This window comes from Pandoraea pnomenusa (assembly GCF_000767615.3).
In the GTDB taxonomy this organism is placed as follows: domain Bacteria; phylum Pseudomonadota; class Gammaproteobacteria; order Burkholderiales; family Burkholderiaceae; genus Pandoraea; species Pandoraea pnomenusa.
The window spans coordinates 219,398-235,648 of sequence record NZ_CP009553.3 but is presented as its reverse complement, the minus strand read 5'-3'; the positions used below and the strand labels follow the sequence as shown (position 1 = coordinate 235,648).

Annotated in this window: 13 protein-coding genes and 2 pseudogenes; 6 read left to right on the top strand and 9 right to left on the bottom strand. The window is 62.1% G+C overall.

What is annotated here, in order from left to right; all coding sequences use genetic code 11:
• Window positions 1–311 precede the first annotated feature (311 nt).
• Window positions 312–1,433 (bottom strand): annotated as a pseudogene (locus LV28_RS25110) (cytochrome c oxidase subunit II); the annotation flags it as partial.
• A 435-nt stretch (window positions 1,434–1,868) separates the two neighbouring features.
• Between LV28_RS25110 and LV28_RS25105 the strand changes: the two are divergent.
• The 6 genes from LV28_RS25105 to LV28_RS25080 are packed head-to-tail and all read left to right on the top strand — an operon-like array spanning window position 1,869 to window position 6,613.
• The gene (locus LV28_RS25105; RefSeq protein WP_038619202.1) at window positions 1,869–2,888 is read left to right on the top strand and encodes a 3-oxoacyl-ACP synthase III family protein; all 1,020 of its coding nucleotides are present in this window, start codon (window positions 1,869–1,871) and stop codon (window positions 2,886–2,888) included.
• A 19-nt stretch (window positions 2,889–2,907) separates the two neighbouring features.
• Complete coding sequence (locus LV28_RS25100) at window positions 2,908–3,129, top strand: acyl carrier protein (protein ID WP_038621804.1); 222 nt, start codon at window positions 2,908–2,910, stop codon at window positions 3,127–3,129.
• Window positions 3,126–4,184, top strand: a complete 1,059-nt coding sequence (locus tag LV28_RS25095; RefSeq protein ID WP_038619205.1) for a ketoacyl-ACP synthase III — start codon at window positions 3,126–3,128, stop codon at window positions 4,182–4,184. The genes LV28_RS25100 and LV28_RS25095 overlap by 4 nt, the downstream gene beginning before the upstream one ends.
• Window positions 4,177–4,938: an SDR family NAD(P)-dependent oxidoreductase gene (locus LV28_RS25090; protein ID WP_174234936.1), complete on the top strand. Its 762-nt coding sequence runs from the start codon at window positions 4,177–4,179 to the stop codon at window positions 4,936–4,938. Before LV28_RS25095 ends, LV28_RS25090 begins: the two co-directional genes overlap by 8 nt.
• Complete coding sequence (locus LV28_RS25085; protein ID WP_038619210.1) at window positions 4,938–5,573, top strand: acetyltransferase; 636 nt, start codon at window positions 4,938–4,940, stop codon at window positions 5,571–5,573. Before LV28_RS25090 ends, LV28_RS25085 begins: the two co-directional genes overlap by 1 nt.
• Before the next feature lie 26 nt (window positions 5,574–5,599).
• A complete protein-coding gene (locus LV28_RS25080) occupies window positions 5,600–6,613 on the top strand; it encodes an aromatic ring-hydroxylating oxygenase subunit alpha (protein WP_038621806.1) in 1,014 nt (337 codons plus the stop codon).
• Between the two features lie 130 nt (window positions 6,614–6,743).
• On the opposite strand, the gene LV28_RS25075 is transcribed toward LV28_RS25080, so the two are convergent.
• The 8 genes and pseudogenes from LV28_RS25075 to LV28_RS25040 all read right to left on the bottom strand — a co-directional run bounded on the left by LV28_RS25075 (window position 6,744) and on the right by LV28_RS25040 (window position 16,246).
• The gene (locus LV28_RS25075) at window positions 6,744–8,660 is read right to left on the bottom strand and encodes a polysaccharide biosynthesis protein (protein WP_048806478.1); all 1,917 of its coding nucleotides are present in this window, start codon (window positions 8,658–8,660) and stop codon (window positions 6,744–6,746) included.
• 5 nt (window positions 8,661–8,665) lie between these two features.
• Entirely contained in the window at window positions 8,666–9,841 is a 1,176-nt protein-coding gene (locus tag LV28_RS25070; protein ID WP_038619213.1) for a DegT/DnrJ/EryC1/StrS family aminotransferase, read from the bottom strand.
• A 202-nt stretch (window positions 9,842–10,043) separates the two neighbouring features.
• Window positions 10,044–10,510, bottom strand: a pseudogene (locus tag LV28_RS25065) (sugar transferase); the annotation flags it as partial.
• Entirely contained in the window at window positions 10,507–11,742 is a 1,236-nt protein-coding gene (locus tag LV28_RS25060; RefSeq protein ID WP_038619216.1) for a glycosyltransferase family 4 protein, read from the bottom strand. The pseudogene LV28_RS25065 and the gene LV28_RS25060, both read right to left, overlap by 4 nt.
• A gap of 58 nt (window positions 11,743–11,800) precedes the next feature.
• Entirely contained in the window at window positions 11,801–12,934 is a 1,134-nt protein-coding gene (gene wecB / locus LV28_RS25055) for a non-hydrolyzing UDP-N-acetylglucosamine 2-epimerase (protein WP_038619219.1), read from the bottom strand.
• A 3-nt stretch (window positions 12,935–12,937) separates the two neighbouring features.
• On the bottom strand, window positions 12,938–14,044 hold the full coding sequence (gene wbjC / locus LV28_RS25050) for a UDP-2-acetamido-2,6-beta-L-arabino-hexul-4-ose reductase (RefSeq protein WP_038619222.1): 1,107 nt from the start codon (window positions 14,042–14,044) through the stop codon (window positions 12,938–12,940).
• 4 nt (window positions 14,045–14,048) lie between these two features.
• Complete coding sequence (locus LV28_RS25045; protein ID WP_038619225.1) at window positions 14,049–15,095, bottom strand: polysaccharide biosynthesis protein; 1,047 nt, start codon at window positions 15,093–15,095, stop codon at window positions 14,049–14,051.
• Window positions 15,092–16,246, bottom strand: a complete 1,155-nt coding sequence (locus tag LV28_RS25040; RefSeq protein WP_038619229.1) for an EpsG family protein — start codon at window positions 16,244–16,246, stop codon at window positions 15,092–15,094. Before LV28_RS25040 ends, LV28_RS25045 begins: the two co-directional genes overlap by 4 nt.
• Between the last annotated feature and the right edge of the window lie 5 nt (window positions 16,247–16,251).

The window sequence follows — 16,251 nt, the reverse complement described above, 5'->3', positions numbered from 1 at the left end:
GATGAGCCCGGAGGCACCGCCAGCGGCGGCATGTTGGTGCGCGAGTCGTTCGGCAGCACGAGCCCCGGCGCCTGCCCCTGACGGCGCGCGGGCGGCCTTGGATCTGACGAGGTGCCGTTCGGGCCGGGTGGCGCGGCGGGTGTCAGCGGCGCATATTGCGCGGGCGGGCGCGGCGGCTGGAGCGTGTTCTGAGCGAGTTGCAGCGTCGCGGCCGCGACGGCGGCGGACGGCGCCGATGCCGGCGCGGCCGCCGGGACTGCTGTCGGGCCGGGTTGGGTCGGCGTGACTGAAGCGGCAGGCGTGGCGGATGGGGCAGGCGTGGCCGATGCGGCGGCGCCCAGGGTCCGGATATACGCCACGAGCGCCTTGAGTTCGTCGTCGGTCAGGTCGATTTTCGGCATGATCGGCGCAAAGCCCTTGGGCACGCGCGCGGTCGGGTTGCGGATGAAGGTGGCGAGAAAGGCATCGTCGACGTGCGCCGAAGTGCCGTCCTGGAACGTTTCGGTCTTGCCGTACAGCCCATGCCAGGTCGGCCCGACGCCTTGCGATCCGTCGACGGTGTGGCACGCGGCGCAGCCCTTTTGCTGCGCCAGCAGCTTGCCCCGTGCGGCCAGTGGGTCGGACGACGACGCCCCGGCGTGCCGCGCCTGCAACGAGGCAAACGTGGGAAGCTTCGCCACCCAGGCGTCGTAGGCCGGTTTGTCGTCGACCACGACCACGCCGCGCATGTTCGCGTGGCCCACGCCGCACAACTGGGCGCAGAGGATGTCGAACCGGCCGATGCGGGTGGGCGTGAGCCACATCTGGGTGACCATGCCGGGCACCATGTTCATGCGGGTGCGAAACGGTGGCACGTAGAAATCGTGCAGGACGTCCTTGGCGCGCAGCAGCAATTTCACCGGTTGCCCGACGAGCAGGTGCAGCTCGGGCGCGTCGACGATGCGGTTGTCCTGGTTCGCGGGGTCTTTCGGATTCAGGCCGAGGGGGTTGTCGGCGGTAACGTAGCTGGGGTCGGATGTGCCTAGACGTCCGTCCGGGCCGGGCAGTCGGAAGCGCCACTGCCATTGCTGGCCGACGACTTCGACCACGCGCGCGTCGTCCGGCGGGCTGATGAGTCTGGCGTAGACGAAAAGTCCGGGCGCAAGCATGGCGGCGATGCCCACGGTCGTAATGCCGATGAGCCAGATTTCGAGACGGCGGTTGTGGGGCTCGTAGGCGGCGCGGTGCCCGTCGCGGTGGCGATAGCGGAAAATGGCCCAGGCGACGAAAAGATTGACGACAACGAAGGCCACGCCGGTGATCACCAGCGTAAGGGTGAGGGTATCGTCCATCTGGCGCCAGTTAGACGCCAGCGGCGTCAGCCACCACGGACTCCAGAAATGAAACGCGAGCGCGGCGACGACGACGACGATCAGGAGGATCGGGAGGGCCATGATCTCGGTGACGCACTTGTCTTGAAGGCTAGTTCGCGATGCGGCGGTGTCAAGGTTTGCGCGTTGCCGGCCGCCTTCTGACCTTTAAGCAGTCGTTTATAATGTCACTTCGGCGAGACCCCGTTTTCAGCGGTCGGAATCTTGAAGTCCGTGCACTGTCATATCCGGCACCGGGAACGCTCGCGCGAAATCACGTATCTCCTTGACCCGGTTCAATATTTGTTTCGGTTCGGAACGAGCGTACGCCGGGTCGATCATGCAAAATGCGAGCTTCGACGGCGATAGCCGCGTGCGACGCAACATTGCGGTTATCCATGTCGTTTTTTTGCGGCATACTGCGCAACCCCTGGCGTCGGTTCCGTCGTGATTAGCGTGCTTCGTTGACGCGGATTCAGCCATTGAGACGGATATCGACGTCCGACTGACGACTACAAGATGACGAAAGCTAGAGTTGCCGCCATTGCCACCCACTTCCCCGAAGAAGTGATCAGTAACGAGGATTTGGCGGCAGTATTCCCCGAGTGGACGGCGGAGAAGATCCTTGCCAAGACAGGCATCGCCGAGCGCCGCATTTCAGCCGAGGGAGAGACGGCCTCGGATCTGGCGGCTGCGGCAGCCGAAAAGCTTTTCGACGCTCACGATATCGATCGCGCGTCGATCGATTTTCTGCTGCTGTGCACCCAATCGCCGGATTTCATCCTGCCGACCACGGCGTGCGTGCTGCAGGAACGCCTGGGGCTGCGTCAGGACATCGGCGCGCTCGACTTCAACCTGGGCTGCTCGGGTTTCGTCTATGGCCTCTCGCTCGCCAAGGGGCTGATCGAGGCCGGCAACGCGCGCCGTGTGCTGCTGCTGACGGCGGATACGTATACCAAGCTCATCCATCCGAAGGACAAGAGCGTACGCACCATTTTCGGTGACGGCGCGGCCGCCACGCTCATCGAGGCCGACGATCACGACGCCAGTGGGGCCAACGCGATTGGTCCGTTCATTTTCGGCACGAACGGCAAGGGCGCCAAAGACCTGATCGTCAAGACGGGGGGCGCACGCACCGAGCGCAGCGAAGCCAGCGCGGCCGAGTACAGCGACGAGTCGGGTAACACCCGCACCGACGACCATCTGTTCATGGACGGCGGGGCCGTCATGGCATTCACGCTGCGCGCAGTGCCCGATGCGGTGCGCCGGTTGCTCGAGAAGGCCGGACTGACCATGGACGACATTGACCATGTCGTATTCCATCAGGCCAACACGTTCATTCTGGAAACCCTGCGCAAGAAGTGCCAGATTCCGGCAGAGAAGTTCGTCGTGCACATGAGCCACTACGGCAATACCGTATCATCGACGATCCCGATCGCCCTGACCTCGCTGCCCCGTCGAGCCGACGGACGCCGACGCGTCATGGTGGTCGGTTTCGGCGTGGGGCTCTCATGGGCCGGCACCATTATTGATTTTTGATTTGAAGGGAGTGCAACAAGTGGAAAAATTTTACGCCGAACTCGCAGAAGTGCTGGAAATCGATCCCGCGACCGTAGGCCCGGATATGGCGCTGGCAGACCACAACTGGGATTCGCTGGCGATCGTCTCGACCATTGCCATCGTCGACGAGATCTTCAATGTGACGCTCGACGGCTCGGCCCTGGGCAAATGTGAAAAGGTCTCGGATATCGAGGCGCTGATTGAAAAGGCCAAGGCATGAACAATCGCTTGACGTTCGGTCGCGCACACCGCATCGGCAACGTCGCCATTCGCGGCGTCGTGTCGGTGTTGCCGCGCAATGAAGTCGACAACAACGGGTTCGAAGCGCGCTTCGGCGCCGATGCAGTGCGTGACGTCGTCAAGATGATTGGAGTTCAGCGGCGTTACTGGGTGGACGACAAGACCACCGCCGCGGACCTTTGTCACCATGCAGCGCAAAAGCTGCTGTCGAGCCTGGGATGGGCGCTCGACAGCGTCGACGCCCTGATTTTCGTCTCGCAAACGCCCGATTACCGGTTGCCGGCCACCGCTTGTGCGTTGCACGGCAAGCTCGGTCTCGACAAGGCATGTGCCGCGTTCGACGTGAATCTCGGATGCTCCGGGTACACGTATGGACTGTGGCTGGCCTCGACGATGATCGCGGGCGGCGCACGCCGCGTGCTGCTGCTCGCCGGCGACACGATCACCCGTACGGTATCGCCCGACGATCGCGCCACTGCGATGCTGTTCGGCGACGCCGGCACCGCCACGGCCGTCGAACACGACGAGGGCGCGCAGGCCAGCACCTTCGTCATCGGCACCGACGGCGCGGGCGCCAAAAATCTCATCATCCCGCAGGGCGGCTTCCGCACGACGCTGCCGGACGATCCTCGCCTCGAAGGCCGCGATCCGGCCTGCCTGTACATGGACGGCGGCGAGATCTTCAATTTCACGCTCAAATCCGTTCCGGGCCTCGTCGCGGACACGCTGCAATACGCCGGACAGACGATCGACGACGTCGACGGGTTCCTCTATCACCAGGCCAACGAGTTCATGTTGAAGCACCTGGCGAGGAAGTCGAAAATTCCGGCGGAGAAGTTCCACATCAACATCGGCGAGTACGGCAATACCAGTTGTGCATCGATTCCGCTGTTGCTCAGCACGCACCTGCGCGACGCGCTCGCCGAGCCGAAGCAACTGCTGATGGCCGGCTTCGGCGTCGGGTACTCGTGGGGCTCCGCGCTGATGCGCGTTGGCCCGCTCGCATGCAACGAAACGGTGTTCCATGATCTTTGATTCCCAGGCCCTCTCCGGCCAGACCTTCCTGGTGACCGGCGCGTCGTCGGGCATCGGCCGAGCCACGGCGCAGATGCTCGCGGCGTGCGGGGCGCGTATCGTCGCCATGGGTCGCGATGAAGCGCGCACGCAGGAATGCGTGAATTCGCTCGGTACACGCGCCGAGCACCAGGCCGTCGTGGTCGCCTTTGCCGACGCCGACGCCGCCGCGCAACAGGTGAAGGAAGCCGCCGTCGCCGCCGGCGGCGTCGATGGCATCTTTCACGCCGCGGGCCTGGAGCTGATCCTGCCGATCAAGATGACGAAGCAGGCGAGCCTGGACAAGCTCTTCGCCGCGAGCGTCAATACGGCATTCGGCATCGCCCGCGCCATGGCCATGAAAGACGTCATTCGCGATGGCGGTTCGCTGGTGCTCATGTCGTCGGCCGCCGGATTGCGCGGTCAGGCAGGGATGACGGCCTACTCGGCGTCCAAGGCGGCGATCGATGGACTGGCTCGCTCGCTGGCCGTCGAACTGGCGCCGCGCAAGATTCGCGTCAACAGCGTGGCGAGCGGTGCCGTCGAGACGGCCATGCATGGCCGTCTCGCATCGAGCCTCCCGCCGGCCGCCATGCAGGCTTACGAAGAGAAGCACCTGCTCGGATTCGGCACGACGGACGATCTCGCCAACGCGGTGACCTTCCTGCTTTCGCCTGCCGCACGGTGGATTACCGGCACCACGATGGTCGTGGACGGCGGGTTTACGGTGCGCTGATGAAGCAATACGTCATCGTGGGCGGCGGCGGTTTCTGCCGCGAACTGATTTCCTGGATTCGCCAGATCGAATCCGGGCCGGGCCGGGGCGATGTCGTGGGCGTGCTCGACGACAATCCTGAGTGCCTGAACGGTTACAACTACGGGGTTGCCTACCTGGGCAAGCCGTCAGACTTCGTGGCGGCGCCGGGCATCGAGCTGGTGATTGCCGTCGGCGCGCCGAAAACGCGCGAACGACTCGCCAGCCTGCTGCGCGAGCGCAATCCCGAGGTGCGATTCGCGACCGTCATCCATCCCAGCGCGGTGGTCGCCGCAACGGCAACGCTCGGCGAAGGGTTGGTCGTCTGCCCGCAGTCGCTGATTTCCGCCGACGCGAAGGTCGGTGATTTCGTGACCGTCAATGCCTGCTCGTCGATCGGTCACGACGCGAGCGTCGGCGATTTCTGCACGCTGAGCGCGCACGTCGACCTGATGGGATTCTCGGTGCTCGGCACTCGCACGTTCGTCGGATCGGGGGCGCGCGTCATGCCTGGCGTGAGCATTGGCGCGGATTGCACGCTCGGCGCCGGCACGACGGCCATGCGCCGACTCGCGGATGGCATGACGCTGTATGCGCCGCCGTCCAAAAAGATGTGACCCACAAACCTATCGCGGAGCCGTTCGTGTTAGAGCAACGTTTGTCCCGCCAGTACTGGCATCTGATCGGTCACCGCACCGAGCTGCTGGCCGACAATGACTTCCTGCTGCTGAACTGGGCTGACGGAGAGATCGTCCTTTTCAACGACCACGGCAACATCGTGGCGTTCGACAACCTCTGCCCGCATCGCGGTACGCGCTTCTTCGTCGACGCGCACGGTAATCAGCCGGCGCATTGTCCGTATCATGGCTGGCGCTTCGAGCAAGGCACGGTCCACGTGCCGCAACCCGAACGGTTCGCGCCGTGCGATCTGGCCAAGGCAAAGCTCAACGAATTCCGCGTGGAATGGTGCGCGGACTTCATGTTCATCGGCATCGAGCCGATCATGAGCCTGTCGGATCAGTTGGGCGAAACGGAGACGGTGCTCGAAGAGATCTCGTTCAATATCGCCGGACGGTACGACTTCAACCATTACCCGTTCGAATGCAACTGGCGCGTCGCACTGGAAAACGCGCTGGAGCCGTATCACATCGATATGGTGCATCCGAATTCGCTGGGAACGCTGCGCCTCGAAGAGGGCGAAAACGTATTCCACGGCCTCAATTCGATCTGGCGTGCGCCGGTAGGCAACAGCCGCGTCGACAAGCAGTTGCGCGCCATGAGCCGCCTGTTCAGTATCGACTATCGGTATGAGGGCTATCAGAGCCTGTACATTTTCCCGTTCGCGATGCTCTCATCGACTTATGGGTATTCGTACTCGCTTCAGAACTTCTTCCCCTCGAACGACCCCGAACGCACGCATTTCGCCAGCCGGTTGCTGACCGCACCGGTCGTGCCGGAACGGCTGGCCACCGCGCAGACTTTCTTCGAATCGACCGCGCAGATCAACCGCAAGGTGTTCGCCGAGGATCACCAGATCTGCAGGCGCATTCCGACGCGTGCCCTCGAGACGCATCTCACCCTCGCCGACAACGAGGCGAAAGTGCGTCACTTCAGGGAGAGTCTGGCGTCGGTCTCGTCGATGCCGTCGGTACGATAGCGCCCCCAGCGGGACAGCGGCGGCCCGACCGTCGTGCCATTCACGACGGGGGCGAATCGTTCGCCCCCGTCGACCGACCCATCGACCGGACATCGCGGCCGGATCCCGGTCCGGGGACTCCGCTTGCGAACTACGAAACGGAGCGCACCGGGCGCTGGCCGACCGTGTAGAGGTGGTCACGAATTTCCGACTCGGGGCGGAAGCCCGACACACAGTTGCGCAACGTGTTGATGATGACGTCGTGCTTGTTGTGTTTGCAGGCGTCGGCAAGAATTTGCAACAGCCCTTCGAGTTCGCTCCGCGGAATGAAGTGCTCGTTGGCCATCATGATCTTCGCGTGCGGCGTGCCCGTCACGTCGTCGCCGATCAGCAACTCCTCGTACAGCTTCTCGCCAGGGCGCAGGCCGCTGAATTCAATCGCGATATCGCCGTTGCTGCGACCGTCTTCCGCGACGGAGAATCCGGACAGGTGAATCATGCGCCGGGCGAGATCCACGATACGCACCGGCTCTCCCATATCCAGCACGAACACTTCGCCGGAAGCGCCCATCGCACCGGCCTGGATCACCAGTTGCGCGGCCTCCGGGATCGTCATGAAATAGCGGTTGATTTCCGGGTGCGTGACGGTGACCGGTCCGCCGGAGAGGATCTGCTTCCGGAACAGTGGCACGACGGAACCCGACGACCCCAGCACGTTGCCGAAACGCACCATGCAGAAGCGGGTCTTGACGCTCGGGTCGTTGGCGAACGCCTGGAGCACCAGCTCGGCGAAACGCTTCGTGGCGCCCATCACGTTGGTCGGCCGCACGGCCTTGTCTGTGGAGATGAGCACAAACGTATCCACGCCCGCCGCGATGGCCGCTTCCGCCGCGGCCTTCGTGCCGAAGGTATTGTTGAGCACCCCTTCGGTCATATTGAATTCGACCAGCGGCACATGCTTGTAGGCTGCCGCGTGGTACACCGTCTGCACGCCATAGCGGCGCATGATATCGGTCACGCGATCGCGGTTCTGCACGGAACCGAGCACCGGCACGATCTCGATGTCGCGGAATTCCCGTTGCCCCACGACCAGCTCGAGCTCCTGCGCGATCGAATACAGCGCGTATTCAGACAGTTCGTACAGGACCAGCCGGCGCGGGCGCAGCAGCACGATCTGGCGGCATAGTTCGGAGCCGATCGAGCCCCCCGCGCCCGTGACCATCACGTTCTTGTTACGCACGTTGGCTTCGAGCAACCGCTGGTCCGGCGGTACCGTGTCACGGCCAAGCAGGTCGTCGATCTCGATCTCGCGCACGTCGGTGGCACGCACCGTGCCGCCCACCAGCTCCGCCATGCCCGGAATCGCCCGGACTTCGACACGCAGCGCTTCGAGCTTGTTGATGATCTCGATGCGACGGCTGCGACTGGCCGACGGAATCGCCAACAGAATCTGCTCGACCTGGAAGCGATTGACCAGCTTCGGCAGGTCCTTGGGATCGCGCACCCGCAACCCCATGATCTCGAGACTTTGCAGGGCGGGATTGTCGTCCACGAACATCACCGGCTGATACTCCTTGCCGGCCCGCAGCGCCACGGCCAGTTGGCACCCGGCACTGCCCGCCCCGTAGATGATGACCGCGCGACCGCGCTCGGACGGACGCCAGTTCAGCAACGCCGTGCGTGCGAGCAGACGACTGCCGACGATGTAGAAGACGGCCATGACCCAGTAGATCAGCAACGCGCCGCGTGGCACGGGGGGCAGGACCAGCAGCGTCAGGGCGCCGGCAAACGCCCACACGGACAATGTCACCGCCAGCACGATCATGAGCATGGCGCGCGAGCCCATGTACCGGACGACGGCGCGGTACAACCCGAGACACATGAAGATCGGTATCGCCAGCACCGATGTCAGCGCGTAAACCCACCAGGCGTGGATTTGCGGAAAATGCCAGAAATCGAGCCGCAGACCGATCGCGGTCCACAACGACAAAGGCAACAGCACCGCGTCGGCCGCAGCCATCACGGTGATCTTCGCACTACGCGGCAGGTTCACGATCATACGCAACATGGTGTTTAGCGCGAGGCCGCTGTCAGAACCTCGTCCAGCTCGCGGCAAACGAACGCCATCTCCTCGTCGGTCAATGTCGGGTGCACAAGGAACATCAGGCTTGTCTCGCCGAGTTCGCGTGCGACCGGCAAGCGGACTTCGGGGCGCCAGCCGGTGTTGTCGAACGCCTTCTCCAGATAGACCTCTGAGCACGATCCCTGGTACGCGGGCACGCCCTTCGCCGTCAGCGCTTCGATGATGGCGTCGCGTGTCCAGCCTTCACGAAGCCGCTCCGGGCGAACGAAGGCGTAATGCTTGTACTCGGCGTGCTCGATGTCCGCGGGCACGCTCGGCACGCGAACCACGTCATGCTGGCGCAGCACGCTGTCGAGCTTCGCCGCGAGCGCCTGACGCCGGGCCTTCCAGGCGTCGAGCCGGCGAAGTTGAATGCGCCCGATGGCCGATTGCATCTCGGTGATGCGCCAATTGGTGCCGAACGACTCATGGAGCCAGCGAAATCCCGGCGGATGCTGCTTTTCGTAGACGGCGTCGTACGACTTGCCATGGTCCTTGTAGGCCCAGGCCGCCTTCCACCAGTCGGTGTTGTCCATCGTCAGCATGCCGCCTTCACCGCCGGTCGTCATGATCTTGTCCTGACAGAACGACCAGGCGCCCATGTGACCGATCGTGCCGACGTGGCGGCCCTTGTACTTGGCGCCATGCGCCTGCGCGCAGTCTTCGATCACGTACAGGTTGTGCGTCTTGGCCAACGCCATGATCGGGTCCATGTCGCAGGGCCAGCCCGCCAGGTGGACGCAGAGAATGCCTTTGGTGCGCGGCGTGATCGCGGGGGCGATGGTGTCTGCCGTGATGTTCTGCGAGTCGCGATCCACGTCGACGAACACGGGTACCGCGCCGGCGTTGATGATCGAGCTTGCGGACGCCAGGAACGTTCGCGACGTGACGATCACTTCGTCACCCGCACCGATGCCCAGCACATGGAGCGCGAGATCCAGCGCGAGCGTGCCGTTGCCGAGCGCGATCGCATGGCGCGACCCGATATAGGCGGCGAACTCCTTTTCGAATTCGCGGCTTTCGGTGCCGGTCCAGTAATTGACCCGGTTCGAGCGCAGGACGGCGGCGACGGCCTCTACTTCTTCTTCCGAATAGCTTGGCCAGGGCGAGAGTCGAGTATTGAGCATCTGTCGTTTCGGGGAGAGTCTGTCGATTAATGTGAAGTGCGTGCCGCGCTCGGGCAGTCGGGTCTCAGGGCTGCTTGGCCCGCTCCTGACTGCCGGTGAATGCCGGCATTGTGGCCTCGCCGGCGGCGGAAATGCCATCGCGCGCGAACACTTTCTTGACGGTCAGCAACAATATCCTGATGTCCAGCCAAAACGACTGATTGTCGACGTACCAGACATCCAGCCGGAATTTGTCGTCCCACGAGATCGCATTGCGTCCGTTGACCTGGGCCCAGCCCGTGATGCCCGGACGCACTTCGTGCCGGCGCGCCTGCTCGGGGCTGTATAGCGGAAGATACGCCATGAGCAGCGGACGCGGTCCCACCAGGCTCATGTCGCCCTTGAGTACATTCCACAGACCGGGGAGCTCGTCGAGACTGCTGCTGCGCAGGAACTTGCCGAAGCGCGTGAGTCGCTCGCTGTCCGGCAGCAGATTGCCGTCCTTGTCCCGTCCGTCATGCTGCGGAACTTGCACATGCGAAATGGCTTGCCATCCTTGCCGGGACGAACCTGACGGAACAACACCGGGCGCCCCAGCGCAACGGCCACCCAGACCGAGACCACCAGCAACACCGGGCTCAGGACGATCAGGGCGCACAAAGCCACAAGGAAATCGAAGGTACGTTTCATGCTTGCCTCCGTTCGGCGACCACGCGCTCGAAAACTTCGCCAAATCTGGCGACGCCAACGCGCACCGAGAGGTGCTCCTGATAAAAAGCCGCGCCGCGCGCGCCCATCGCGTCCAGCGCTTCGCGCGGCAACGCCGCGAAGCGGCAGACCGCGTCCGCCACCGACGCCGCATCTTCGGGCGTCGCCGAAAAACCGGCGCCGGCCTCTTCGACGAGCGTGGCCGCGTCACCGCGCACCGCCATCAGTACGGGTTTGCCGACCGCCATGTACGCCTGCGTCTTCGACGGAATCGTGATCGCAAACAACGGGTCGTCCTTCAGATGGACGAGCAGCACATCCGCAGCCTTGAGCAGCGCCCCGACTTCCGTGATGGGCATTCTCGGCAGGAAGCGAACGTTCGTCAGTTGCTGCGATGCGGCAGACGCCTTGAGCCGCTCGACTTCGATGCCGCCGCCGACAAAAACAAACTGCACTTCCGGGCGCTTCGCGGCTACGAGCTTCGCCGCATCGAGCACGGCATCGAGCGCCTGCGCCTTGCCCATCGTGCCGGCAAATACGACGTTGAACTTCCCCGCGAAACCGAACGGGTCGCCATCGGCGGGCCGTGCCGCCGCCTGAGTCAACGCCGTCTCGTCGCACCAATTATAGATAACGTCGAGTTTCGCATCGGGGACGCCCCGCTCCACCAGCAACCGCCTGAAACCAGGCGAGAGCACGACCACCCGCGCAGCGCGCCGGTACACCCAATCGCAGAACCGGCTGACAACACGTAACGCCCGCTCACTGTTGAGCATGCCCGTGGCGCGAAGCGTATCCGGCCACATGTCCTGAATGTCGCAAACGACCGGTGTCCGGCGAAACATGCCGATCAGCGCGGCCGCCATGCCCACCGTCAACGGCGGATGGTACGCATAGATCACGTCGGCGCGGCGCGCCCCGAAAACGCCATAGAGCGTTGCCGATGCCGCGTAGCTCGCGTAGTTCGCAATGCGACGCACGGCCGACCCGTCGTGGCTCGGATAAAGCGGCACGCGTGTGACACGAACGCCGTCCATGACCTCGCGCTGCAGCCACTTTACCTTGTACCCGTCGTAGACCTTGCCGCCCGGGTAGTTCGGGAAACCGGTGATCACGTCCACCTCGTGTCCCGCCGCGACGAGCGCCTTGGCGAACATGAGTCCCTTGAACGTCGGCTCCGGATCGAACCATTGCGAAACGATGAGTACTTTCACTTCATTGCCATCCTGTAACCAGCCGTACCGCTCGGGTTATGCTTGTCGAAGTCGCGGCTCAGACCGTCTGGCGCCAGACGGTGCGCCGGACGTAGTCGGTATAGCTGAGGATAATGCGCAGCACCTTGTCGGACACATTGGGCATGCTGTAATCCGCGACCTGCCGCAACAGGCGTGCCTCACCTCGCGGTTGATCGGCCAGAATGGCAAGCGCCTGCAATACGCGATCGGCGTCTACGCCGGTCATCATCACCGACGCTTCCTCCATGCCTTCCGGGCGCTCGTGCGCTTCGCGAATGTTGACCGCCGGGAAGTTCAGAATCGATGACTCTTCCGTGATCGTGCCGCTGTCCGAAAGCACCGCCCGCGCGTCGCGCTGGAGGCGAATGTAATCCAGAAATCCCAGCGGCTTGAGCAAACGAACATTGGGGGCGAACGTCAGTCCGGCGGCCTCGATGCGCTTCTTCGTGCGAGGGTGGGTCGATACGATGACCGGTTCGCCATACGCGCTGGCGACTGCATTCAACGTTTCACCAAGCTTCGCGAGATTGATCGGTGAATCGACATTCTCCTCGCGATGGGCACTGACCACGAAATACTTGCCGGCCTCGAGTCCGAGTTCGGACAGCACATTGGAACCGCCGATCTTCGGTGCGTAGTGATTCAGCACTTCGAACATCGGGCTGCCCGTCTTGATCACCCGATCGGGCGGCAACCCTTCGCGCAGCAGATACTCGCGCGCGATGTCGCTGTACGTCAGATTGATGTCGGAGGTGTGATCGACGATGCGTCGATTGGTCTCCTCGGGCACGCGCTGATCGAAGCAACGATTGCCGGCCTCCATATGGAAAATCGGAATCTTGCGGCGCTTCGCCGGAATGGCGGCGAGACAGCTATTCGTATCGCCCAGCACCAGCACGGCATCGGGGCTCACCTCTTCCATCACCTTGTCGGCCGCGATGATCACCTTGCCGATCGTCTCGGCCGCGTTGGCGCCCGCCGCGTTGAGGAAATGATCCGGACGGCGCGCCTCGAGGTCGCGGAAGAAGATCTCGTTCAGTTCGTAATCGTAGTTCTGCCCGGTGTGAACGATGACGTGATCGCAGTACTGATCCAGACGCGCCATGACGCGCGAGAGTCGAATGATCTCGGGGCGCGTGCCGAGAACGGTCATCACTTTCAATTTGCGCATGAATTACACCTTGTGCGCTACCGTATCGGGTCGCGAACGATCAAAAATTTCATTTGCCCACAGCATCACGACCATTTCATCGTCACCGATATTGGTGATGTCGTGCGCCCAGCCGGGGATCGTCTCCACGATCTGGGCTTTCTCGCCACTGACTTCAATCTCAAGTCGCTCTCCCGTCACGATATGACGAAAGCCGAAGCGCGCCTTGCCCTTGATCACCAAAAACTTTTCGGTCTTCGTGTGATGGTAATGGCCGCCTCGCGTCACCCCGGGGTGCGCCGTGAAATAGGAAAACTGCCCGGCGTCCGGCGTCTTGAGCATCTCGACGAAGACACCTCTGGCGTCGCCGTACATCGGTACGTCATAAGCAAAACCGTCATCCGGGAGGAAACTCACGTAGGTCGAATACAACGCGCGCACGAATCCGGTGCCCACCCGCTCGCTGACGAGGGTGTCGCGGCTCTGGCGAAACGCCCGGATCTGATCGGCCATCTCGCCGACCGTGGTCTCGTAAACCGGTTCGACGTCGACGAAGCCCGGCGCCGGCGCATCGCCGCCCAGCAGCGACAGGAATGCCTGGCAAACGTCGTCGACATACACAAGGCGCACCTTGGCGTCCGGTGCATGGATCTCGATGGGCAGGCCACGCGCCACGTTGTGGCAGAAGGTCGCTACCGCCGAGTTGTAATTCGGACGGCTCCATTTGCCGAAAATGTTCGGCAGCCGATAGAGGTACACCGCGGCACCGACGCGTTGTGCGTAAGCCTGAAGCGCATCTTCCGCTCCGACCTTGCTCTGCCCGTACGGATTATCGGCCACGGCCTGCGTCGACGACGTGTAGGCAACCGGCACCTTGCGTCCCGTCGCGATCAGCTTGTCGACGAGCGTCTGAGTGAAATCGACGTTGCCCGAGACGAATTCTTCCGGATTTTTGGGGCGATTCACGCCAGCGAGGTGGAACACGAAGTCGGCATCCCGCAAGGCGGCATCGAGTTGCTCGCCCGTCGTCTCGCGCCCCACGCGCACCAGTTCGTGTCCGCCCAGTTCCTCAAGATGAACCAGCAGATTCTTGCCGACGAAACCGTTCGCACCGGTCACCACGATCTTCATCGGATCACTCCTCGGGCTGCGCGTCTTGGCCGGCCTGCAAAGCACGCATGAACGCGAGCTTTTGCAACAGCACCTTCATGCCGGCGATATCCAGGCGTTCGGTGTTGTGGGAGTTGTAGTCCTCGGCGCTCGAAATGCTGGTCTCACCCTGCTCGACGTACTTGCCGTAGTTCAGATCGCGCAGATCGGGCGGGACACGATAGTAGTCTCCGCGATCTTCCGCGGCCGCCAGTTCTTCCCGGCTCAGGAGCGTTTCATACAGCTTCTCGCCGTGGCGCGTTCCGATCACATTGATGGGATGATCCGGCTTGCCCAGCATTTCGCGCAATGCATGTGCAAGCGTCTCGACCGTCGCCGCGGGAGCCTTCTGGACGAAGATGTCGCCATTACGGCCATGCTGGAACGCGTACAGCACCAACTCCACCGCATCGTCGAGCGTCATCATGAAACGCGTCATCAGCAGGTCGGTCACGGTGATCGGTTTGCCGTCGCGCATTTGTTGCACGAACAGCGGAATGACGGAACCGCGCGACGCCATGACGTTGCCATAGCGCGTACCGCAAATGACCGTCTTGTTGTCGTCCGCGGACCGGGACTTCGCCACCATGACTTTTTCCATCATGGCTTTCGAAATCCCCATGGCATTGATGGGGTAGACCGCCTTGTCGGTGCTCAGGCACACGACGCGGGAGACACCATTCTGAATCGCCGCCTCGAGCACATTCTCGGTACCCATCACGTTCGTCTTCACCGCTTCCATCGGGTGGAACTCGCACGACGGCACCTGCTTGAGCGCAGCAGCGTGGAACACGAAGTCCACACCGCGAATGGCATTGACCACCGAAGCCGGATCACGCACGTCGCCGATGTAGAACTTGAGCTTGTCGCTGTTGTAGCGCTTGCGCATGTCGTCCTGCTTCTTCTCATCTCGACTGAAGATACGGATTTCACCGATATCAGTGTCAAGAAAGCGACGCAGAACTGCATTGCCAAACGAACCTGTACCGCCGGTAATCAGCAGCACCTTATTGTTGAATGAACTGATACTCATTGTAAATGGGCCTCAAATCTTCGGTAATACTCAAGCGTTCTGCCGAGTCCATCCCCCGTATCTCCAGTCAATTTATATTCGAGATATGAGTAATACGGAATGTAGGGCTCAATCAGAGGATTAACCAGTTGATAAACAAGTGCAGAGACGACAAATGCCAGCGATGTCGACGCGACAGCCATTCGCACCACGGCAGGCTGAATCGTAATGGCCTGATATAGCAGAATCGCTTGCGGAAGCACTGCGAGATACTGCGTTCGGTTCCAGAAAATCGGGAAGTCGAACAGGAGCCCCTGAAATGCGATCTGCAGGATTATCGCACCGAAAAGAAGCTCCTGAAACCGGCTGCGTTGCCCGATCTGCCTGTTAACCCACAGAAAGATGCAACAGTTTACCAGCAGGTAGGCCACGGCCCCGAGCGAGCGATCGAACGCGCCCGTCGATGCATAGATGGCCGCCTTTTCCGAGATGAACGACAGGCTCAGCTTGGACAGTGCCTCCAACGCGAGCGAGGCCACACCGATGCCGAGCGCGTAGAAGGCCAGCACAACACCCACGAACACGTACGGATGATTGGTTACCGCACGAACGGCCTTGCGCCAATAGACGACGAAATAGATAACGCTCGAATATTGAAATCCGACACCCAGAACGCTGAAAAGTGCCGCCAGCCTGTTTCGTCCTTTCGCCGCATAAATCATGCCGATCATGAACATCGACACGGCCAGCGACTGGCGGAACACACCCATTTGCAGCGGCAAATAGATCAGGCAGAAATAGAAAGCACAACAGAAAAGCAGGTCCGCACGCGCCAGTTTTACAAATCGATACAAAACCCAGATATTGAAGGTGGCGATCACGAAAAGCAGAACCTGAAAACTCCCTGTCGTTTTTGCGACGACAATATTCAGGAGTACATACAACGGTTCCATGGGCACCATGCCGGAGCCGTCGCCCAGGAAATTCGGTGCGTACTGATCGAAGAACGATTGGTAAACAAGCCAGTCGTAGCCCGTGCGGTAGCGGAACGCGGCAAGCGCCCACAGCAGCAGAACGGCGAGTCCGCCAAGTGACATGATGCGCTTTCGCCATACCACCTGCATCAATGCCAGCAGGCTGAGAACAGCGGCGATAACGATGTAAAAACTCATGTTTG